This window comes from Roseateles sp. GW835-FHT13E02 (assembly GCF_058794035.1).
Genome location: NZ_JBXAGJ010000007.1, coordinates 69,690 through 88,809 on the forward strand (window position 1 = coordinate 69,690; position 19,120 = coordinate 88,809).

The following is a 19,120-nucleotide window of genomic DNA, read 5'->3' on the forward strand; positions in this document are numbered from 1 at the left end:
GTCAGACAGGCCGCCGGGCCTGTCTTCAGCCCTGACTCAGCCTTCTGCACGTGCATTCTGTTTGGGTGTGCACCCGCCGCTGACGCGGCCTCACTTGGCGGGCGCCAAGTGAGTGCACCCCGAATCGCATGCTGCCCTGACGGGCAGGGTTCACATCGGCTGGTCAGCCGATGCGACCTAGCAGTAGGTACTCCATGAGTGCCTTTTGCACGTGCATTCTGTTTTCTGCCTCATCCCAGACGACGGATTGGGGGCCGTCGATCACGTCGGCGGTCACCTCTTCGCCGCGGTGGGCCGGCAGGCAGTGCATGAAGAGGGCGTCGGGTTTGGCCACGCCCATCATCTCGGCATCGACGCACCAATCGGCAAAGGCCTCACGGCGTTTGTCGTTTTCGGCCTCGTAGCCCATGCTGGTCCAGACATCGGTGGTCACGAGGTCGGCGCCGCGGCAGGCATCGAGCGGGTTCTTGAAGACCTTGTAGCAGTCGGTGTTCTGGATGCCTGCCACCTGCGCGTCCACCTCGTAGCCGCTGGGCGTGCTGACATGGACGGTGAAGCCCAGGATCTCGGCCGCCTGCAGCCAGGTGTTGGCCATGTTGTTGCCATCACCCACCCAGGCCACGACCCGGCCTTTGAGGCAGTCGGCATCGACGATGCCGCGCTGGTTCATGCCGCGGTTTTCGATGAAGGTGAACAGATCGGCCAGGATCTGGCAGGGGTGGTACTCGTTGGTCAGGCCATTGATCACGGGCACGCGCGAGTGCGCCGCAAAGCGCTCGATCTTGGTCTGCTCGAAGGTGCGGATCATCACCAGGTCCACCATGCGGCTGATCACGCGGGCGCTGTCCTCGATGGGCTCGGCGCGGCCCAGCTGGCTGTCGCCGGTGGTCAGGTGCACCACCGAGCCGCCCATCTGGTACATGCCGGCCTCGAAGCTGACGCGGGTGCGCGTGCTGGCCTTCTCGAAGATCATGGCCAGCGAGCGGTCGGCCAGGGGCTGGTAGCGCTCGTAGTTCTTGAAGCGGCGCTTGATGATGGCGGCGCGCTCGAACAGGTAGGCGTACTCCTCAGCGCGGAAATCCTTGAACTGCAGGTAGTGGCGCATCAGTGCGTTGCCGGGCTTCATGCTTGCGGCTCCGACAGGAAGGTCTTGATCAGGGGCACCAGGATGGCGGCGATCTGGGCGGCTTCCTCGCGGCTCAGGATCAGGGCTGGCACCAGGCGCACCACGCGCTCGGCGGTGACGCTGATCATCAGGCCGGCATCGGCCGCGCGCTGCAGCAGGGCGCCGCAGGGGCGATCCAGGGCCACGCCCAGCATCAGGCCCTGGCCACGCACTTCCACCACGCCAGGCACGCCGTCCAGGCCCGCTTTGAGTGCAGCCTTGAGTTCGCCACCGACCAGGGCGGCGTGCGCCAGCAGGCTGTCTTCTTCCATGATCTTCAGCGTCTCGACACCGGCACGCATGGCCAGCGGGTTGCCGCCGAAGGTGGTGCCGTGGTTGCCCGGCTGCATGATCTTGGCGGCACGCGGGCCGCAGACCACGGCGCCGATGGGCACGCCCGAACCTAGGCCCTTGGCCAGAGGCATGACATCGGGCTGGATGCCGGCCCACTGGTGCGCGAACCATTTGCCGGTGCGGCCGATGCCGCACTGCACCTCGTCCAGCATCAGCAGCAGATCGCGCTGGTCGCAGATGCGGCGCAGGCCTTGCAGGAACTCGATGCGCGCTTCGTTGATGCCGCCTTCGCCCTGAATCGTTTCCAGGAAGATGGCGGTGATGTTGGGGTGGGCGTCCAGCGCGGCTTCGACCGCGGCCAGGTTGTTCAGCGGCACGCGCACGAAACCGGGCACCAGCGGGCCGAAGCCGGCGTGGATCTTGGGGTTGGCGGTGGCCGACAGCGTGGCGATCGACCGCCCGTGGAAGGCGCCTTCAAACACCAGCACTTCCGGGTTGTGGTTGCCCCGGTCGTTGCCGAACTTGCGGGCGATCTTCAGCGCCGCTTCATTGGCCTCCAGGCCGCTGTTGCAGAAGAAGGCCACGTCCAGGCCGGACAACTCGCACAGCTTGGCGGCCAGCTGCTCCTGCAGCGGCACGTGGTAGTAGTTGCTGCTGTGCATCAGCGTGGCCACCTGCTCCTGCAGGGCCGGCACCAGGCGCGGATGCGCATGGCCCAGGGTGTTGACGGCAATGCCGCCCAGCCCGTCCAGGTATCGTCGGCCGTTCACGTCCCAGACCCAGCAGCCTTCGCCACGCGCCAGGGCGATGGGCAGACGGCCATAGGTTTGCATCACGTGAGGTTCGGACGGCACAACAGCAGACGGGACAACGGGGGCGTTCATCAACTCTCCATGGGTTGGGGCATGCAAAAAAAGAAGACGTTTCGGCGGCCCGAAACGTCGGCGGATTCTAAAGGCCTGGTCTTTCTTCACGGCCTGACACCGGCCTGACGCGTGCGAATGTCCGGTCTTCCTGGACTGCCTGTGCTGCGGCGCAACACATCCAGGGCACAATAGCGCCTGTCGTAAAACCGTCTATTTTCGCGGCCGCGGGGTTGGCACCCAGCCCGGCGTCGAAGTCGCCCACCCATGAGCCAGTCCCCCAAATCGCGCGAAGTTTTCATCCAGGGCCTCACCCTGGAGGGCCGGACCTTCCGGCCCAGCGACTGGGCCGAGCGTCTGGCGGGCGCCATGTCCTGCTTCCGCCCGGGTGGCGCGCGCGGCGGGATTGGTGCTTATATCGGCTATTCGCCGCTGTGCGTGCCGCGGGTGATCAACGGCGTCAAATGCGTGATCGTCAACGAAGAGCTGCGCCGCCTGGAGCCCATGGCCTGGGACTTCGTCATGAACTTCGCGCGCGACAACAATCTGCAGGTCGCCGAGGCCTGTTTGCTGCCCGAGGCAGGCTCTGCGGCCGCGCCGTCGTCGGCGCCCAAAGCCACGGACTGAAGCGATGCGAGGTCGGGTGCCTGGGCGGTGTGGTTGCCGCTTCGGGCGTGGCTTCAGCGGCCGCGGCGCGCCCTCAGCAAGGCCAGCATTTCGATCCCGCCACCGAGCAGGCAGAGCAGCCAGCTGAGCTGTTGACGCAGGCGCAGGCCCAGGCTGGGCGTGTAGGTGTCGGCGCAGGTGTCGGTGTTTGGGGCGTGGGCCTGAATGTCCATGAGGGCGAGCCTAAACCGGCATTGTGAAGAATTGGTGACGGTTGGCCTGAGCCCTTCGGCTGGTCAGATGCGCCCTGGCTGCAGCAAGGTCTGGAGTCCGCCGCATTCAGCAGCTATGCTTGCCGCCTTCCGCGCGCCTGCGCGGGCGTCCAAACGTCTGGTCTCAGCGGATTCCGTCCGGTGCCTGGTTTTCACTCCTCTTCAGCGCAGCGCAGCCTGTCTTTGCCCGCACCGGCGCTGCCCGAGCTGGCGGAGCTGGAGCATTTGCTGCAGCAGGGTGGGGCGCTTTTGCAGCGTCATCACCTGGGTGATGTGGTGTTGCCGGGCGGCAGTCTGCCGGTGCTGGCCCTGACCTTGGGTAACCCCGATCCGGCGGTGCCGGCTGTGGGATTCTTTGGCGGTGTCCATGGCTTGGAGCGCATCGGCGCTGAGGTGGTGATGGCTTTTTTGTCCAGCCTGATCTCGCGCCTGAACTGGGACAGCAGCCTGCACCGCATGCTGGAGTCTTTGCGCGTGGTGTTTCTGCCCCTGGTCAATCCGGGGGGCATCTGGCGCGGCACCCGGGCCAATCCTCAGGGCGTGGATCTGATGCGCAATGCCCCCGTGGATGCCGGTGCCGGCGCCTCGCCATGGGTGGGGGGTCAGAGGCTCAGCGCCAAACTGCCGTGGTACCGCGGTATCGAGGGCGGGCCGATGGAGTCTGAAAGTCAGGCCTTGTGCGAATTGGTGGCTCGCGAACTGCTCAGCCACGGGCAATCGCTGGCGGTCGATTGCCATTCGGGTTTTGGCCTGGTCGACCGGATCTGGTTTCCTTACGCCCATTCGGCGCGGCCCATCCCCCACCTGGCCGAGATGCACGCGCTGAGTCAGATCCTCGATCAGACCCATGCGCAACACCGTTATGTTTTTGAGCCGCAGAGCCGCCAGTACCTCACGCATGGCGACCTGTGGGACCATCTCTACCTGCAGGCCTGCAGCCGCCCGGCCTGCCTCCACCTGCCATTGACCCTGGAGATGGGTTCATGGCTGTGGATCAGGAAGAATCCTCGGCAATTGTTTTCCCGTCACGGCATGTTCAACCCCTTGGTCAGTCATCGTCAGCAGCGTGTACTGCGCCGCCATATCGCATGGCTGGATTTCATTCTTCGGGCGGCGGCCGGCATGCCGCGCTGGCTGCCTTCGGGGCCGCAGCGGCTCTGGCATGAAGAGCAGGCCTTGAATCGCTGGTACCGGCGGGGAGCACGTGCATGAGCGGGGTGAAATCGTCGGCATTGGCGGACACCGTGCCCCAGGCATTGCTGCCCTCTGAGTCCGCAGTTGCTGATGAAGCTGCGACCTGGGTGTTGTTGCGTGGCCTGTCCCGCGAGTCCGGGCATTGGGGTGAGTTCCCGCAGCAGCTCTTGCGCAAGATCCGTGAACAGCAGCCGGGCGCGCAGCTGATCATGCTGGATTTGCCGGGCAATGGCATGCTGCACCGCCAGTCCAGCCCGAGCGAGGTGCCGGCCATGGTGGAGGCCTGCCGGGCGCAGCTGGCGCGCTTTGGTGTGCAGGGGCCTGTCCATGTGCTGGCCATGTCGCTGGGTGCCATGGTGGCCAGCGACTGGATCGCCCGCTACCCCAGCGAGGTCTGCGCTGGCGTCTTGATCAACACCAGCTTGCGGCCGTTCAGCCCTTTTTACCGCCGCTTGCGGCCGCTGAACTATATGACCTTGCTGATGCTGAGCCTCAGCCGCCTGGGCTATCGCCAGCGCGAGGCCAAGGTGCTGCGCATGACCACGCGATTGCTCAAGCAGCCTGAGGCAGTGCTGGACCACTGGGTGGCCTTGCAGCGCGAGCGGCCGGTGGGTGTGCGCAACACCGTGCGGCAGTTGCTGGCGGCCGCGCGCTACGAAGCCAGCCGGCGCCGCCCGGCGGCGCCCATCCTGCTCTTGTGCAGCAAGGCCGATCGCCTGGTCGACTGGCGCTGCTCACAGGCCATCAGCCGGGCCTGGGGTGCGCCTTTGCGCCTGCATGAGCATGCCGGGCATGATCTGCCGCTGGATGATGGCCCCTGGGTCGCGCAGGCCGTGGGTGACTGGCTCAAGATGCGTCGCATGCAGGGCCTGGATCACGGCGAGTGGCATTGATGGGGGAGGCGCGATGCGGCGCAGGCTGAGCGCTGCGCAGCAGTGTGCTTGCGACTTTGACGCGGTCCAGACGCAAAAAAGCCCGCTTGCGCGGGCTTTTCGACTTTGCACCAGAACTGGTTGTTAGGCGGCCAGCGCCTTGATCTTTGCCGACAGACGGCTCTTGTGACGAGCAGCCTTGTTCTTGTGGAAGATACCCTTGTCAGCGACCGAGTCGATCACCGATTGAGCGGTCTTGAACAGTTCGGCGGCCTTGGGCTTGTCGCCAGCGATCACGGCCTTTTGCACGTTCTTGATGACCGTGCGGAAATGGGAGCGCAGAGCCGTGTTGGCTGCGTTGAGCTTGATGTCCTGGCGAGCGCGCTTGAGGCCCGATGCCGTACGGACGGTCTTCTTGACTTTGGAAGAGGATGCCATGCTGTAAATCTACCCAGTTGGTGCAAAGACCGCGAGTATAGCACTGAAATAACAGTGAAACAAAGGCCCATGCGGCGTTGGCCGCTCGAAAGCGACGAGGGCGCACATCATAATGCGTCGCCCGGCTCGCCATCAAGCGCGCTGTGGCCTGCTTCCAGTGTGACCTGTGCGACTTGCTTGCGGCTTGGTTTCGCGCAGCTGAAGCGGTGGGCAAGGGCGGTTGTTCTCGCGCATGCCGCTGTGCCGCCGGCTTGGTTTGCCTCGGCCCCTGTTCTTTCTTTCTGTTTGAGCTCGCTGCGCACGGCGCAGCGGCCGTCTTGCTCTTGATTGAGTTTGTGTCGACCATGAATTTATTGCGCGCTGCGTCCCTGATTTCCATCTTCACCCTGGTGTCGCGCATCACCGGGCTCATGCGCGAGCAGATGGTGGCGGCCATGTTCGGTGCGGGCGTGCTGTCGGACGCCTTCCTGGTGGCCTTTCGCATTCCGAATATGTTGCGCCGCCTGTTTGCGGAAGGTGCTTTCTCGCAGGCCTTTGTGCCGGTGCTGGCGGCCACGCGCGCCAAGCATGGTGACGAGGCGACCCGTGATTTGATCGATGCGGTGGCCTCGGTGCTGGCCTGGGCTCTGGCGGCCACCTGTGTGATCGGCGTGCTGGCGGCGCCGGTGCTGGTCTGGATGCTGGGCTCTGGCATGCCTGACAAGGGACAGGATGCGGCCGTGGTGATGACGCGTTGGATGTTCCCCTACATCGGCTGCATGTCCATGGTGGCCTTGGCGGCCGGCATTCTCAACACCTGGAAGCGTTTCATGGTGCCGGCGGTCACGCCGGTGATCCTCAACCTCTGTGTGCTGGCTTTTGGCTGGTGGATGACGCCGGTGGTGGCGGATTGGGGTTACCCGCCGATTTATTCGATGGCCGTCGGGGTGATGGTCGGTGGCGTCCTGCAATTGCTGATTCAATTCCCGGCGCTGAGCCGCATTGGCGTGCGCCCGCGCATTGCGTTTCGTCCCTCGGGCCTGCGTCGCGCCAGCACCCACCCCGGCGTGGGCACGATCTTGCGTCAGATGGGGCCGGCCCTGCTGGGCGTGGGTGTGGCCCAGCTGTCCTTGTTGATCAACACGCAAATTTCCAGCCACATCGCCGAAGGCGCCACCTCCTGGCTTAACTACGCCGACCGCCTGATGGAATTCCCCATGGCTTTGCTGGGCGTGGCCCTGGGTTCGGTGCTCACGCCTCAGCTTTCGGCCGCGCAGGCCAAGGACGATGGTCAGCAGTATTCCGATCTGTTGGATTGGGGCTTGCGCCTGGTGCTGCTTTTCGGTCTGCCGTGCGCCGTGGCGCTGCTGGTGTTTGCCGAGCCGCTGGTGGCGGTGCTCTACCACCGCAAGGCGTTTCTGGCGGTGGACGTCGTGAACACCGGTCACGCGGTCATGGGTTGGGGTGTGGGCTTGATGGGCTTGCTGGCCATCAAGGTGCTGGCGCCGGGCTTTTATGCCAAGCAGGACACGCGCACGCCGGTGCGCATCGCCCTCGGCGTGCTGGCCTTGACGCAGCTGTTCAATCTGATTTTTGTGCCCCTGGTGGGCGTGGCGGGGCTGGCCTTGTCGATCGGCCTGGGCGCCATGGTCAATGCCTTCTGGTTGCTGCGTGGCCTGCGGCTGCAGGGCAGCTACCGTCCGGTGGCGGGCTGGGGGCTGTTTGCGCTCAAGGTGGTGCTGGCCAGCGCAGCCATGGGCGTGCTGCAGTGGCAGCTGGCGCAGCGCCTGGACTGGATCGCCCTGGGCAAGACCGAGGGTCTGCGGGCGCTCTGGATGGCGGGCAGCCTGGGCGCGTCGGCCTTGCTGTACTTCCTGCTGCTCACGGTCATGGGCTTGCGCCTGCGTCAGTTCATGCGCCGCGCCTAAACTGAGGCCATGAGCCATTCCCTGCGCCTGGAGGCGCCCACGCCGATCGAGTACTTTGCCGCGCTGGTGGCCGAAGATGCGGGCCTGAACCTGCTGGAGGCGGCCGCCTCGCTGGCGCAGGATGAGCACCCGGATCTGGATGTGCAGGCCGTCTTGTCCGAGGTGGATGCGATGGGCTTGCGTCTGCGCCAGCGCCTGCCGGCCGATGCCTCGGCTCAGAGCAAGCTGCGCAGCCTGTGCCGCTACTTCTACGAAGAGCTGGGCTTTGCCGGCAACGTCAACAACTACTACGAGCGCGACAACAGCTTCATCCATCAGGTGTTGGCCACGCGGCGCGGCATCCCCATCAGCCTGGCGGTGGTTTTTCTGGAGCTGGCCACACAGCTGGGGCTGCGTGCGCAGGGCCTGGCCTTTCCTGGGCATTTCCTGGTGCGCATCAGCATGGGCAATGGCGAGCTCATCCTGGACCCGTTCACCGGCCAATCGCTGTCGCGCAGCCGGCTGGATGAAATGCTGCAGGCTTTTCGCGGCAGCACCGGCCTGCAGGGTGAGGTGGATCTGCCGGTGGATTTGTTCCTGCAGCCCACGCCGCCGCGCGACATCCTGGCCCGCATGCTGCGCAATCTGAAAGAAATTCACCGTGCCGCCCAGGACTGGACCCGCTTGCTGGCGGTGCAGCAGCGCCTGGTGATCCTGCTGCCGCATTCGGCCCTCGAGCGTCGGGATCGTGGCCTGGTGCTGGAGTCACTCGGCCATTGGCCGGCGGCGGCGGAGGATCTGGAGGCCTACCTGGCCCAGGAGCCCAAGGCGCTCGACGGCCCCATGTTGCAGGAGCGGCTGGCGCGTCTGCGCGAGCGAGGCGGCCCGGCGCTGCATTGAGGGCTGGCGATGAATTTCATGCCGGCGCACGCCTTTAGAATCGGGGCCGCCGCGAGCAAGCTGTTGGCTTGGGCTGACAGATTTTTGGCTTGCAGGGCACAGGCGTTTGCTGCCAGCTCGCATGGGGTGTGCATGAGGTACGAGGTGAACGTGGTCTTGGAGATGAACCGGTTTTGAAGCAGATCCCGCTTGCCATCGGCCCCGCGCCGATGTTCACCTTTGACAATTTCCTGCCCGGCGCCAACAGCGCGGCATTGGCCCATCTGCAGTCGCTGCGCACCGGTTCGGTGGCGCCGCCGCCGGTCTTCCTCTGGGGTGTGCCCGGCTGCGGCAAGACCCATGTGCTGCGTGCCCTGGCCCACGCCTGGCAGGAGGCGGGCGCCCAGGTCGGCTGGTATGACGCCGACACGCCGCTGCCCTGGGAGCTGCCCAGCCAGCCCAGCCTTTTGCTGATGGACGATTGCGAGCGCTTCGATGCGGGCCAGCAGCATGCCGCTTTTGCCCTGTTTGTCGAGGCGGCCACCCATGGCCTGGCCGTGGTGGCCAGCGGCAGCGCGCCGCCGGTCGATCTGGATTTGCGCGAGGACCTGCGCACCCGCCTCGGCTGGGGCCCCACCTTTGCCTTGCAACCGCTGAGCGAGCAGGAGATGCGCGCGGCCCTGCGCCGCGAGGCCGACCGGCGTGGCATTTTGCTGGCCGATGAGGTGATCGATTATTTGTTGACCCGCTTTGCCCGTGATCTCAAGCACCTGATGCGCTTGCTCGATCGTCTCGATGAATTTGCCCTGGCCGCCAAGCGCGCGGTCACGGTGCCCCTGCTGCGCCAGATGCTGGCCGATGAAGGAATGGCCGGATGAATGCGCCCGCCCCGCAAGCCCTGACCCTGTTTGATCTCGACGGCACCCTGATCCCGAACGACTCTGACCATGCCTTCGGCAGCTTCATGGTCCAGATTGGCTGGGCCGATGGCGCCGAATGGCAGGCGCGCAACGACGAGTTCTATGCCCAGTACCAGGCCGGCTGCCTGGATCTGAATGCCTACATCGAGTTTGCCACCTCGGTCTGGCGGCGCCGCCCAACGGCCGAGGCCCTGGCTGCGCGTGAGCGCTTCATGGCCGAGGTGATGGCGCCCTTGATCGGTGACAATGCGCGGGCGCTGGTGCAGCGGCATGCCGACGCTGGTGACTTGCTGGCCATCGTCACCGCCACCAACGAGTTCGTCACGGCGCCGATTGCTGCGGCTTTTGGCGTGCCCCACCTGATCGCCGTGCGCCTGGAGCGCGACGGGCAGGGCCAGTGCACCGGGCGGATCGACGGCGTGCCGTCCTTCCAGGCCGGCAAGATCGAGCGCGTCCAGCAATGGCTGGCGGGCTTGGGACGACAATGGCAGGACTTCGAGCGCGTGAACTTCTACAGCGACTCGATCAACGATTTGCCGCTTCTGGAGCTGGTCAGCCACCCGGTGGCCACCAACCCGACGCCGGCCCTGGCGGACATCGCGTCCGCCCGCGGCTGGCCCCAACTGAATCTGTTCGCATGATCAAAAAATTCATAGACAAGCTGCTGGGCAAGCCCTCCGCCGGCAAGGCCGCCAAGGCACCCAAGGAAGCGAAGACCGGCCATGGCTCGCTCGGCAAGCGGGTCGAGGTGGGCGTTGAGGATCACGGCATCGACCCCAGCCTGCTCGACGAACGCGCGGTGCGCGTGGTCGAGACCCTGGCCAATGCGGGCTTCGAGGCCTATATCGTCGGCGGCGCGGTGCGCGACCTGCTGCTGGGCATGCGGCCCAAGGATTTCGATGTGGCGACCAATGCCACGCCCGAGCAGGTCAAGGGCTTGTTCCGCCGTGCCTTCATCATCGGCCGGCGCTTTCGCATCGTCCATGTGGTCTACGGCCGGGGCCGTGAACATGAGGTGATCGAGGTGTCGACCTTCCGCGCCCTGCTGGGCCAGGAATCGGCCGAGCAAGTGAGCGGCAACGAGAAAACCTCCAAGGCCGAACTGGCCGGCAAAAGCCATGTGGTGGACGCCGAAGGCCGCGTGCTGCGCGACAACGTCTGGGGTCCGCAGATCGAGGATGCCGCCCGCCGCGACTTCACCGTCAACGCCCTCTACTACGACCCGCAGCGTCAACTGGTGGTGGATTACCACGGCGGCCTGGCCGATGCGAAGCAGCGCGTGCTGCGCATGATTGGCGACCCGGAAGCCCGCTACCGTGAAGACCCGGTGCGCATCATCCGTGCCGTGCGTTTTGCCGCCAAGCTGGGCTTCGAGCTTGAACCCAAGACCCGTGCGCCCATCCAGGCCAGCGCGGCTTTGCTCAGCAATGTGCCGATTTCGCGCATGTTCGACGAGATGATCAAGCTGCTGCAGACCGGCCACTCCCTGGCCAGCCTGGAGTCGCTGCGCAAGCTGGGTCTGGCGCGCGGGGTGTTCCCGGTGCTGGATGCCATGCTGACCGAATCGGGCGAGCTGCCGGCCGGCATGCGCGGCGATTTTGTGCGCATGGCATTTGAGGATACCGACCTGCGCGTACGCGAAGGCCGTGGTGTCTCGCCCAGCTTCATGCTGGCCTGCATGTTGTGGTTCGAGGTGCTGGAACGCTGGAATCGCCTGCGCGAAGCCGGCGAGCCGGTGGTGCCGGCCTTGCAGCAGGCCATCGACACGGTCTTCGACGCCCGCATCGGCGATATTTCGGGCCGCGGCAAGCTGGCCACCGATATGCGCGAGATCTGGATGATGCAGCCGCGCTTCGAGCGCCGCAGCGGCAGCGGGGTCTACACCTTGATCGAACAGCCGCGCTACCGCGCCGGCTTTGACTTCCTGCGCCTGCGCGCCGATGCCGGCGAGATCGAGCCGGCCCTGGCCGATTGGTGGGAAGACTTTGCCCTGGGCAGCGACGACGAGCGCGAAGCCCTGCTGGAAGACGTGCGCGAGCTGGAGAAGCAGCAGCGCCGCGCTGCCAAGACCCATCAGCTGCCGCGCAAGGAGGGCATAGGCCCGGTGGGCGCGCCCGATGATGTGGCCGAGGCCTTGTCCGAGGGCAAGGCGCCGGCCAAGAAGCGCCGTCGCCGCCGCAAGCCGGCCTCGCAGCGCGGCGCCGGTGAGGGCGGAGCGACGGCATCGGGCGGCGAGGGCGGTTCGGGTGGTGAGGGTGGTTCGGGCGGTGGGGCCTGAGTCCTTGGCCACTGCGGGTGTGCAGGGCTCAGCCGCTGAGGTTTTCGTCGGTCTGGGTGCCAATCTCGGGGATCTGGCGGCCACGTTGAACGCCGCACTGGCGGAGTTGGCGGCCTTGCCGCATACGCAGTTGCTGGCCGTGTCCAGCGCCTACCGCAGCGCGCCGGTGGAGGCGGGCGGGCCGGATTTCCTCAATGCCGTGGCTCGGCTGCAGACCGGGCTGGCGCCCTTGGAATTGCTGGATGCGCTGCAGGCCATCGAGCTGCGCCACGGCCGCGAGCGGCCTTTCGTCAATGCACCGCGCACCTTGGATCTGGATGTGCTCAGCCATGGCGGCCTGAACCTGGATCTGCCGCGCCTGCGCTTGCCGCACCCGCGCCTGCATCAGCGAGCGTTTGTCCTGCGGCCCTTGATCGAGCTGGCGCCCGAGCTGCGCCTGCCGGGCCTGCAGCGCTTGGATTCGTATCTGGCGGGCGTTCAGGGTCAGTTCATCGAATGCCTGGGTCCGATCCTGAGCGACCGGAAAGGCGTCACATGCTGAGCAGTCTTGCGGGTTGGCAGACCCTGGGTCTGCTGCTGCTGTCGAATCTCTTCATGACGGTGGCCTGGTACGGCCACCTCAAGAACATGGCGTCCAAGCCCTGGTGGATCGCGGCACTCCTGAGCTGGGGCATTGCCCTGTTCGAGTACTTGTTGCAGGTGCCGGCCAACCGCATCGGCTACGGCGCCGGCTTCAGTCTGGCCCAGCTCAAGATCACGCAGGAGGTGATCACTTTGGCGGTCTTCGTGCCGTTTTCGGTGATCTACATGGGCCAGCCCTTCAAGACCGATTTCATCTGGGCCGGTCTGTGCTTGATGGGCGCGGTTTATTTCATCTTCCGCGGCCCCTGATCGGGCCGGTTTGATGGGCGCTCAGCGGCTGCTGCCGCTGCTGCTGCTTGGGTCCTGGCTGATTTCCTGCGCTGCCTCGACCTGGGTTTCGAAATAGCGCTGGGCGCTGAAGGCGATGGTGGTCATCAGCGAAATGCCGCCAAGGAAGACGCAAGCCACCACCCCGATGACGGCACCCCAGCCGCTGGGTCGGCTGGCCCGGCCACCGTTGTGCTCGGCATCCCATTTCTCGTCCGAGCTCAGGCCGTAGACGATGCCGCAAATCATGGCATTGACCAGCATCAGGCCCAGCAAGGGCATCAGCACCCAGCTCAAGCGGTCGTCCTGGCCCAGCAATTCCATGCGCTGCAGGCCGTAGAGGCCCAGCAGGGTCGGCCAGGGGTGCAGCCAGGCCAGGCGGTCGCCGAAGCCGTAGAGGTAGAAGCGGTGCAGGCCCAGGCTGCCCAGCACCAGGGCCAACCAGGTGGCCAGGGTCTTGGATTTGTGCGCGCCGCTCGGGCTTGCGTCGGTCGGCTTCAGCTCGCTCATTCCGGGCTCCCGTTGTCGCCCAGGCCGAGCTGGCGTTGCATCAGGATGACGTCCAGCCAGCGGCCGAATTTCCAGCCCGCGCTCTTCAGCACCCCGGTGTCCTGAAAGCCCAGCGCCCGGTGCAGGCCGATGGAGCCCTGGTTCTCGGCATCGCCGATCACGGCTAACATCTGGCGCGCACCCAGCGCCTCGCAGCGAGCCATCAGCTCGGCCAGCAGCAGGCGGCCGATGCCTTGGCCCTGGCTGTCCGGGTGCAGGTAAATCGAGTCCTCCAGGCAGAAGCGGTAGGCCATGCGCGGGCGGAAATAGTTGGCGTAGGCATAGCCCAGGATCTGGCCTTCGCGCTCGGCCACCAGCCAGGGCAGGCCGCGGCTCAGCACCTCGGCGCGGCGGCGGCTCATTTCGGCTGTGTCGGGGATCTCGGTCTCAAACGTGCCGGTGCCGTGCGCCACAGCATGGGCGTAAATGGCCTGAATGGCGGGGATGTCGGCGTCGGTGCTGGGGCGCAGCAGGGTCGCGCTGGCGGGATTCGTGTTTTTTTCTGTGCTCATATCTCTGTTGATCCTTGGCGCCGAGTTTATAATGCTGGGTTTTGGCCTTGGTCGAACTGGTTTGGTGGAGCGTGCGCTTGGGTGGTGTTCATCACCGCGGGGCGTTCGCGAAGGCGGTCGGTGCGGCGTATCTACAGGGCCAGTCACGGCAGAAGGTGTTCAGCAGCAAAGCTGGCAGCGCATTGTGCAGTGCATTCCTACGGGGTGTGCTCAGGGTGCGAGGCAAGGCTGGTGTTTGATGTAGCCCGAGGCCACCCCGATCTACTCGCCCTGAGTGTCTCCTGGTGCGATGGATGCAATAGATTCATAGGAAACATCATGGTTGTTATTCGTCTGGCTCGCGGCGGCTCCAAGAAGCGCCCCTTCTACAACATCGTCGTGGCCAACAGCCGCCAGCGCCGTGACGGCCGCTTCATCGAGAAGGTCGGCTTCTATAACCCGGTCGCTTCGGGTGCTGCTGAGTCCCTGCGCGTGGCGCTGGACCGCGTCAGCTACTGGACCGGCGTGGGCGCCCAACTGTCGCCGACCGTCGAGCGTCTGGTGACCGAAGCCAAGAAGGCCGCGGTCTAAATGTCGAGAACACCCGCCTCCGATTCGCGCGCTCCTGCCAGCACCGGCTCCGAAGAGCTGGCCTGGCCTGAGGACGCGGTGGAAGTCGGGTGCATTCTGGACGCCTGGGGTGTCAAAGGCTGGTTCAAGGTGCAGGCCTATTCCAGCGATGCCCAGGCACTGTTCTCCTCGCGGCGCTGGTTCCTCCGTGCGCCCGAGGGCAACGCGCCGGCGGTGGTCAAGGTCAACAAGCCTTTGCCCCGCCTGCTCAAGATTCTCTCGATCCGCGAACATGGCGAGGGCCTGGTGGCCAACGCCCAGGACTGCGCGGATCGCAATGCGGCCGAAGCCTTGCGCGGCGCCCGCATCTTCATCTCCCGCTCGGCCTTCCCGGCGGCGGACCCGGATGAGTACTACTGGGTCGACCTGATCGGCCTGTCGGTGGTCAATCGCCAGGGCGAAACCCTGGGCGAGGTGCTGGGTCTGATCGATGCCGGCCCGCACAGCGTGCTGCGCATTGCACCGCCCGGCCTGAGCGCGCCGATCAAGTCGGATCAAGAGCGCCTGCTTCCCTTCGTTTCCGCCTACGTGGACGATGTCGATCTGGAGCAGCGCATCATCACCGTGGACTGGGGTCTGGACTACTGAGCCCAGGCGGCGCGCTGTGATGCTTCAGCCGCCTGCTTTGTGCCTCGGTTTTCCTCCCGGCCACCGTCTTCCTTTGCGCACCCTTCCTCATGCGCTTTGACATCCTGACCCTGTTTCCCGAGCTCTTTGGCCCGCATATGAGCCAGGGGGTGACGCGGCGCGCTTTCGAGAGCCGCCAGGTCGATGTCCATCTCTGGCAGCTGCGCGATTTCGCGAGCGACAACTACCGCCGTGTTGACGATCGTCCTTTTGGCGGTGGCCCAGGCATGGTGATGCTGGCGGAGCCGCTCGAACGTGCGCTGGCCGCGGCCAAGGCGGCGCGGATGGAGGCGCTGGCGGATGGCGCGGCCGACACGCCGCCTGCCATCATTCATTTCAGCCCCACCGGCCGGCGCATGGATCAGGCCCTGGTGCAGGAGCTGGCGCGTGGGCCCGGTGCCGTGCTGCTGTGCGGTCGCTACGAAGGCATGGATCAGCGTTTTCTCGATCGCCATGTCACGCTGGAAATCAGCCTCGGCGATTTCGTGCTTTCGGGCGGTGAGTTGCCCGCCCTGGCCTTGCTCGACGCCGTCGCGCGCCTGCAGGACGGCGTGCTGGGCGATGCCCAGTCGCATGTGCAGGACAGTTTTTCCGATGGCCTGCTCGATTGCCCGCACTACAGCCGCCCCGAGGTCCTGACCGGCTTGCCGGGCCAGACCGAAGACCTGCCGGTGCCGGCGGTGCTGATGTCCGGCCACCATGCCCAGATCGCGCGCTGGCGCCGCGAGCGCTCGCTGGAGCTGACCCAGCGCCGCCGCCCCGATTTGATCCTGGCTGCGCGTGCTGCAGGCCGTCTGAGCAAGGCGGACGAGCGCTTTCTGGCGCAGCTGCCTGCAGAAGGACGCTGAGCCGCGGCTTCGGGGAGGGCGTCGGCGTGGCCCAGTGGCGCCATGGCGGCAGTCATCTTGAGCGGCTCAAGCGGGCTGGCCCTTGGTGAATCGGCGCTAAGCGGGCTATAATGGCGGGCTGTCCGATCCTCTGGCGGGTCGAACGGGGGTAGAGCTGCTTGCCTTGGCCAGCAGAAAAACCCTCACACAGCCGTGAAGCCCAGGTTGCAAGACCTGTTTTCATCGGCGCTATTTCAGCAGTCTTGGTGCGTCGAGTGACGTGTCCGAGCATCGTCGCCGCCACGATCATTTGGAGAACCTCATGGACTTGATCCAAACCCTTGAGCAAGAAGAAATTGCTCGCCTGAACAAGAACTTTCCGTCGTTCGCCCCTGGCGACACCGTGATCGTCAGCGTCAATGTCGTTGAAGGCACCCGCAAGCGCGTGCAGGCATTCGAAGGCGTCGTGATTGCCAAGCGCAACCGCGGCCTGAATTCCGGCTTCATCGTGCGCAAGATCTCCAACGGTGAAGGCGTGGAGCGTACGTTCCAGCTGTACAGCCCGCTGATCGCTTCGATCGAAGTGAAGCGCCGCGGCGATGTGCGCCGTGCCAAGCTGTACTACCTGCGCGATCGTTCGGGCAAGTCGGCTCGTATCAAGGAAAAGTTGGGCTGATCTGGCGCTTGCCAGGTTTCCCTGCGAGAAAGCCGCCTTCGGGCGGCTTTTTTTATGCCCCATCGGCTCAGCCACGAGCGAGCTGCACCCTGGGGCGGGGTGCTGCCAAAGCTATGCTTGCCGCCCATGAGCCGACCTCCGATTCTTGACCCCCGCGCCGTGCCAGTCAGCGGCGTGGATGCCCACCTGCCACCCGTCGAACCCTTGCGCCTTCAGGCCGGAGCCTTGCGTCAGCGCTTTGCCTCACCGCCGACGTGGCAGCCGGAGCTTGCCGGAGATGGGGGCGCCCCGGGTTTCGCCGAGCGCAGCCCAGCGGCGGCGGCCGTGCTTCTGCCTCTGGTCGAGCGCCCGGACGGTTTGCAGTTGCTGTTGACGCGGCGCACCGACCATCTGCGCCACCACGCCGGCCAGATCAGCCTGCCGGGCGGCAAGACCGAGCCCGACGATGCCGGTCCGGAGGCCACCGCCCTGCGCGAAGCCGAGGAGGAGATCGGGCTGCTCAGCGCTCACATCGAGGTGCTGGGCAGTTTGCCGATCTACACCACGGTCACTTCTTTTAAGGTGACGCCCGTGGTGGCCTTGGTGCAGCCCGGTTTTGATCTGCGTCTGGACCCCGGCGAAGTGGCCGAGGTGTTCGAGGTGCCGCTGCAGTTTCTGATGACGCCGGCGCACCATCGCCGGCATGTGTTCGTCTACGCCGGCGGGCAGCGCCAGTTCCTGTCCATGCCCTGGGGCGGGCAGGCCGGTGAGCGCGATGACTTCATCTGGGGCGCCACCGCCGCGATCTTGCGCAACTTCTACCGCTTCCTCTCAGCCTGAGCGGTGGCGCCCGCTATCATCCCGGCCCATGAACTTCTTCGCGGTCCTCCTGGCATTGCTGTGTGAACAGCTCAAACCTCTCCGCCACGGCAATGGCATCCATCAAGGCGTGATCGCCTGGGTGCGCTGGACCGGTCGCAACTTCGATGCCGGCGACGAGCACCACGCCACCGTGGTCTGGTCCATCACCGCCCTGGGGCCGGCCCTGCTGACCACCGCGATCTACCTGGCCGTGCACCATTTCAGCGTCATCCTGGCGCTGGCCCTCGATGTGGTGGTGCTCTACCTGACTCTGGGCTTCCGCCAGTTCAGCCATTACTTCACCGACATTCGCGATGCGCTCGAGCGCGGCGATGACAACGAGGCCCGGCGCCTGTTGTCCGAATGGCGCCACCTGGACGCCAGTGAATTGCCGCGCACCGAGCTGGTCCGCCATGCCATCGAGCACTCGCTGCTGGCCGCGCATCGCCATGTGTTTGGCGTGTTCTTCTGGTTCGTCGTGCTGTCCACGGTCGGGCTGGGCCCGGCCGGTGCGGTGCTGTACCGCATGGCCGAATTCGCCAGCCGCTACTGGGCCTTCAAGAGCCGCACGCTGGATGCGCCGACCAATGAACGCCTGATGCTGCTCTCGCGCCGCCTGTTCGGTTGGATCGATTACCTGCCGGCACGTTTCACCGCCACCGGCTTCACCATCGTCGGCAATTTCGAAGAGGCGGTGAATGGCTGGCGCCGCGATGCCGGGCTGTGGCTGCATCCCAACGAAGGCATCATCCTGGCCTCGGCCGCCGGCGCACTGGGCTTGCAGCTGGGCGGCGTGGCCGCACCGGGCGTGACGCCCGATCGCAGCAAGACTTTCGAAGCCGGCGTGGATGCCGACGCCACCCGCGCCGAGGGCAGCACGCCCGGGCAGCCGGCCCAGCTGGGCCATCTGCAAAGCGTGGTCGGTCTGATCTGGCGCTCGGTGGTCTTGTGGATGCTGCTGCTGGCCTTGCTGACCCTGGCCAATTTGGTCGGCTGACAGGCGCCTGCCGCAGTTCTAGCGCGGGTTTGGCTGGTGTTTTGGGCTTGATTTCGGCGATTGCCTTGTCGGCACGGCGAGATGATTGGGCAAGACCTCCGCTCACGCATTAAAGTGGAAGTATTCAAGTTGCGTGATGGATTGGTCGAAATCCAATCCATGTACTGGTCGGCCAGTGGTTTTGCGGTGTGATGCCGCCCCCGCTGTTTGTGGGCCAGCCCTGCAAAGTCTCTCTCGTGGAGGTTTGCCATGATCAACAACGTCGCCAGTCACAACGAAGCCGCCAGCGCCTCCATCGTCGCGCCGGTTCGTTTCAGTGCCAACACCAGCAGCAGCGCCGAGGTGCAGACGCGCAAGGCCGTGCCGGTCAAGCAGGCACCGCTGCCTGCCGAGCCTGAATCGGCCGTGGTGGAGATTTCCAGCGAAGGTGCGCGTCGCGCCCAGTCGGCGCCCGTGCGGCCCGAGCCGGCCCCAGGCCCGCTGCCGCCGAGCACATCCGGTGGTGATCCCACAGGCCGCAAGCAGCGGCCTGTGGAGGCCTCGACCGATCGCAACGACGCGCCCATCAGCCTGCCGCCCGATTCGCCGCCACCGGCGGCTCAATCTGCCACCCGCAGCGCCCCCGCCGCCGTGCAGATCAGCAGCAATGCGCCGACCGACCAAGGTTTGAGCAGCTCCCAGTTCGAAGATGCCGATGCCAACCAGGACGGCACCATCGATGTGATGGAGCGCAAGATTTACGATTTCGCTTACCCGACCCTGGACGGCAAGGCCGCCAGCACGGCCGAGAGCAGCAGCGAGGCCAGCCGGCGTCAGAACCTCGCCGAGTTGCGCGCCTACGAGGCGGTGGCCCGCAGCGGGCGCAACGTCTGAAGCTGTTGCCCCCATGAAAAAGGCCCGCAGCTGC

At 65.7% G+C, this 19,120-nt stretch carries 23 protein-coding genes; 17 read left to right on the top strand and 6 right to left on the bottom strand.

Annotated features, from left to right (window positions below):
• Window positions 1–163: 163 nt before the first annotated feature.
• Together argF and AC1Q6P_RS08655 are read right to left on the bottom strand one after the other, a co-directional pair.
• Window positions 164–1,126, bottom strand: a complete 963-nt coding sequence (gene argF, locus AC1Q6P_RS08650) for an ornithine carbamoyltransferase (protein ID WP_171826031.1) — start codon at window positions 1,124–1,126, stop codon at window positions 164–166.
• Window positions 1,123–2,343, bottom strand: a complete 1,221-nt coding sequence (locus AC1Q6P_RS08655) for an aspartate aminotransferase family protein (RefSeq protein ID WP_492663642.1) — start codon at window positions 2,341–2,343, stop codon at window positions 1,123–1,125. The genes argF and AC1Q6P_RS08655 overlap by 4 nt, the downstream gene beginning before the upstream one ends.
• Window positions 2,344–2,589: 246 nt before the next feature.
• Here AC1Q6P_RS08655 and AC1Q6P_RS08660 point away from each other — a divergent pair, with 246 nt between their 5' ends.
• Window positions 2,590–2,949 carry a DUF3579 domain-containing protein gene (locus AC1Q6P_RS08660; protein WP_492663641.1) on the top strand — a complete coding sequence of 120 codons (360 nt, stop codon included), beginning with the start codon at window positions 2,590–2,592 and terminating at the stop codon, window positions 2,947–2,949.
• A gap of 53 nt (window positions 2,950–3,002) precedes the next feature.
• On the opposite strand, the gene AC1Q6P_RS08665 is transcribed toward AC1Q6P_RS08660, so the two are convergent.
• Window positions 3,003–3,161 (bottom strand): hypothetical protein, encoded by a 159-nt coding sequence (locus AC1Q6P_RS08665; RefSeq protein WP_492663640.1) that lies wholly within the window; start codon window positions 3,159–3,161, stop codon window positions 3,003–3,005.
• A gap of 180 nt (window positions 3,162–3,341) precedes the next feature.
• Between AC1Q6P_RS08665 and AC1Q6P_RS08670 the strand changes: the two genes are divergently transcribed.
• Window positions 3,342–4,412 carry a M14 family zinc carboxypeptidase gene (locus AC1Q6P_RS08670; protein ID WP_492663639.1) on the top strand — a complete coding sequence of 357 codons (1,071 nt, stop codon included), beginning with the start codon at window positions 3,342–3,344 and terminating at the stop codon, window positions 4,410–4,412.
• The gene (locus AC1Q6P_RS08675; protein ID WP_492663638.1) at window positions 4,409–5,287 is read left to right on the top strand and encodes an alpha/beta fold hydrolase; all 879 of its coding nucleotides are present in this window, start codon (window positions 4,409–4,411) and stop codon (window positions 5,285–5,287) included. The genes AC1Q6P_RS08670 and AC1Q6P_RS08675 overlap by 4 nt, the downstream gene beginning before the upstream one ends.
• A 123-nt stretch (window positions 5,288–5,410) precedes the next feature.
• On the opposite strand, the gene rpsT is transcribed toward AC1Q6P_RS08675, so the two are convergent.
• Complete coding sequence (gene rpsT / locus AC1Q6P_RS08680) at window positions 5,411–5,704, bottom strand: 30S ribosomal protein S20 (RefSeq protein WP_102770057.1); 294 nt, start codon at window positions 5,702–5,704, stop codon at window positions 5,411–5,413.
• A 344-nt stretch (window positions 5,705–6,048) separates the two neighbouring features.
• Here rpsT and murJ point away from each other — a divergent pair, with 344 nt between their 5' ends.
• The 7 genes from murJ (at window position 6,049) to AC1Q6P_RS08715 (ending at window position 12,558) form a co-directional block, all read left to right on the top strand.
• Window positions 6,049–7,611, top strand: coding sequence for a murein biosynthesis integral membrane protein MurJ (gene murJ / locus AC1Q6P_RS08685; RefSeq protein ID WP_492663637.1), 1,563 nt, complete (start codon window positions 6,049–6,051; stop codon window positions 7,609–7,611).
• A 9-nt stretch (window positions 7,612–7,620) separates the two neighbouring features.
• Window positions 7,621–8,490 (top strand): SirB1 family protein, encoded by an 870-nt coding sequence (locus tag AC1Q6P_RS08690; RefSeq protein WP_492663636.1) that lies wholly within the window; start codon window positions 7,621–7,623, stop codon window positions 8,488–8,490.
• A 173-nt stretch (window positions 8,491–8,663) separates the two neighbouring features.
• Complete coding sequence (gene hda / locus AC1Q6P_RS08695) at window positions 8,664–9,347, top strand: DnaA regulatory inactivator Hda (protein ID WP_102770060.1); 684 nt, start codon at window positions 8,664–8,666, stop codon at window positions 9,345–9,347.
• Window positions 9,344–10,030 carry a histidinol-phosphatase gene (locus tag AC1Q6P_RS08700; RefSeq protein WP_492663635.1) on the top strand — a complete coding sequence of 229 codons (687 nt, stop codon included), beginning with the start codon at window positions 9,344–9,346 and terminating at the stop codon, window positions 10,028–10,030. The genes hda and AC1Q6P_RS08700 overlap by 4 nt, the downstream gene beginning before the upstream one ends.
• On the top strand, window positions 10,027–11,667 hold the full coding sequence (gene pcnB, locus AC1Q6P_RS08705; RefSeq protein WP_492663634.1) for a polynucleotide adenylyltransferase PcnB: 1,641 nt from the start codon (window positions 10,027–10,029) through the stop codon (window positions 11,665–11,667). The genes AC1Q6P_RS08700 and pcnB overlap by 4 nt, the downstream gene beginning before the upstream one ends.
• A 19-nt stretch (window positions 11,668–11,686) precedes the next feature.
• Window positions 11,687–12,208: a 2-amino-4-hydroxy-6-hydroxymethyldihydropteridine diphosphokinase gene (gene folK, locus AC1Q6P_RS08710; RefSeq protein ID WP_492663690.1), complete on the top strand. Its 522-nt coding sequence runs from the start codon at window positions 11,687–11,689 to the stop codon at window positions 12,206–12,208.
• Window positions 12,202–12,558 carry a DMT family protein gene (locus AC1Q6P_RS08715; protein WP_171826038.1) on the top strand — a complete coding sequence of 119 codons (357 nt, stop codon included), beginning with the start codon at window positions 12,202–12,204 and terminating at the stop codon, window positions 12,556–12,558. Before folK ends, AC1Q6P_RS08715 begins: the two co-directional genes overlap by 7 nt.
• A gap of 21 nt (window positions 12,559–12,579) precedes the next feature.
• Here the strand turns inward: AC1Q6P_RS08715 and AC1Q6P_RS08720 are convergent, their stop codons facing one another.
• Entirely contained in the window at window positions 12,580–13,086 is a 507-nt protein-coding gene (locus AC1Q6P_RS08720) for a hypothetical protein (RefSeq protein ID WP_492663633.1), read from the bottom strand.
• A complete protein-coding gene (locus AC1Q6P_RS08725; RefSeq protein ID WP_492663632.1) occupies window positions 13,083–13,637 on the bottom strand; it encodes a GNAT family N-acetyltransferase in 555 nt (184 codons plus the stop codon). The genes AC1Q6P_RS08720 and AC1Q6P_RS08725 overlap by 4 nt, the downstream gene beginning before the upstream one ends.
• Before the next feature lie 318 nt (window positions 13,638–13,955).
• Between AC1Q6P_RS08725 and rpsP the strand changes: the two genes are divergently transcribed.
• The 7 genes from rpsP to AC1Q6P_RS08760 all read left to right on the top strand — a co-directional run bounded on the left by rpsP (window position 13,956) and on the right by AC1Q6P_RS08760 (window position 19,086).
• Complete coding sequence (rpsP, locus tag AC1Q6P_RS08730) at window positions 13,956–14,207, top strand: 30S ribosomal protein S16 (RefSeq protein ID WP_171826041.1); 252 nt, start codon at window positions 13,956–13,958, stop codon at window positions 14,205–14,207.
• Window positions 14,208–14,834, top strand: coding sequence for a ribosome maturation factor RimM (gene rimM, locus AC1Q6P_RS08735; protein WP_492663631.1), 627 nt, complete (start codon window positions 14,208–14,210; stop codon window positions 14,832–14,834). It abuts the gene before it with no gap.
• Window positions 14,835–14,923: 89 nt separating this feature from the next.
• Window positions 14,924–15,721, top strand: a complete 798-nt coding sequence (trmD, locus tag AC1Q6P_RS08740; RefSeq protein WP_492663630.1) for a tRNA (guanosine(37)-N1)-methyltransferase TrmD — start codon at window positions 14,924–14,926, stop codon at window positions 15,719–15,721.
• Between the two features lie 301 nt (window positions 15,722–16,022).
• On the top strand, window positions 16,023–16,376 hold the full coding sequence (gene rplS / locus AC1Q6P_RS08745; RefSeq protein ID WP_102770423.1) for a 50S ribosomal protein L19: 354 nt from the start codon (window positions 16,023–16,025) through the stop codon (window positions 16,374–16,376).
• 126 nt (window positions 16,377–16,502) lie between these two features.
• The gene (locus AC1Q6P_RS08750) at window positions 16,503–17,195 is read left to right on the top strand and encodes a CoA pyrophosphatase (RefSeq protein WP_492663629.1); all 693 of its coding nucleotides are present in this window, start codon (window positions 16,503–16,505) and stop codon (window positions 17,193–17,195) included.
• Between the two features lie 28 nt (window positions 17,196–17,223).
• Window positions 17,224–18,213: a CobD/CbiB family protein gene (locus AC1Q6P_RS08755; protein WP_492663628.1), complete on the top strand. Its 990-nt coding sequence runs from the start codon at window positions 17,224–17,226 to the stop codon at window positions 18,211–18,213.
• A gap of 249 nt (window positions 18,214–18,462) precedes the next feature.
• Window positions 18,463–19,086, top strand: coding sequence for a hypothetical protein (locus AC1Q6P_RS08760; RefSeq protein WP_492663627.1), 624 nt, complete (start codon window positions 18,463–18,465; stop codon window positions 19,084–19,086).
• The last annotated feature ends 34 nt before the right edge of the window (window positions 19,087–19,120 follow it).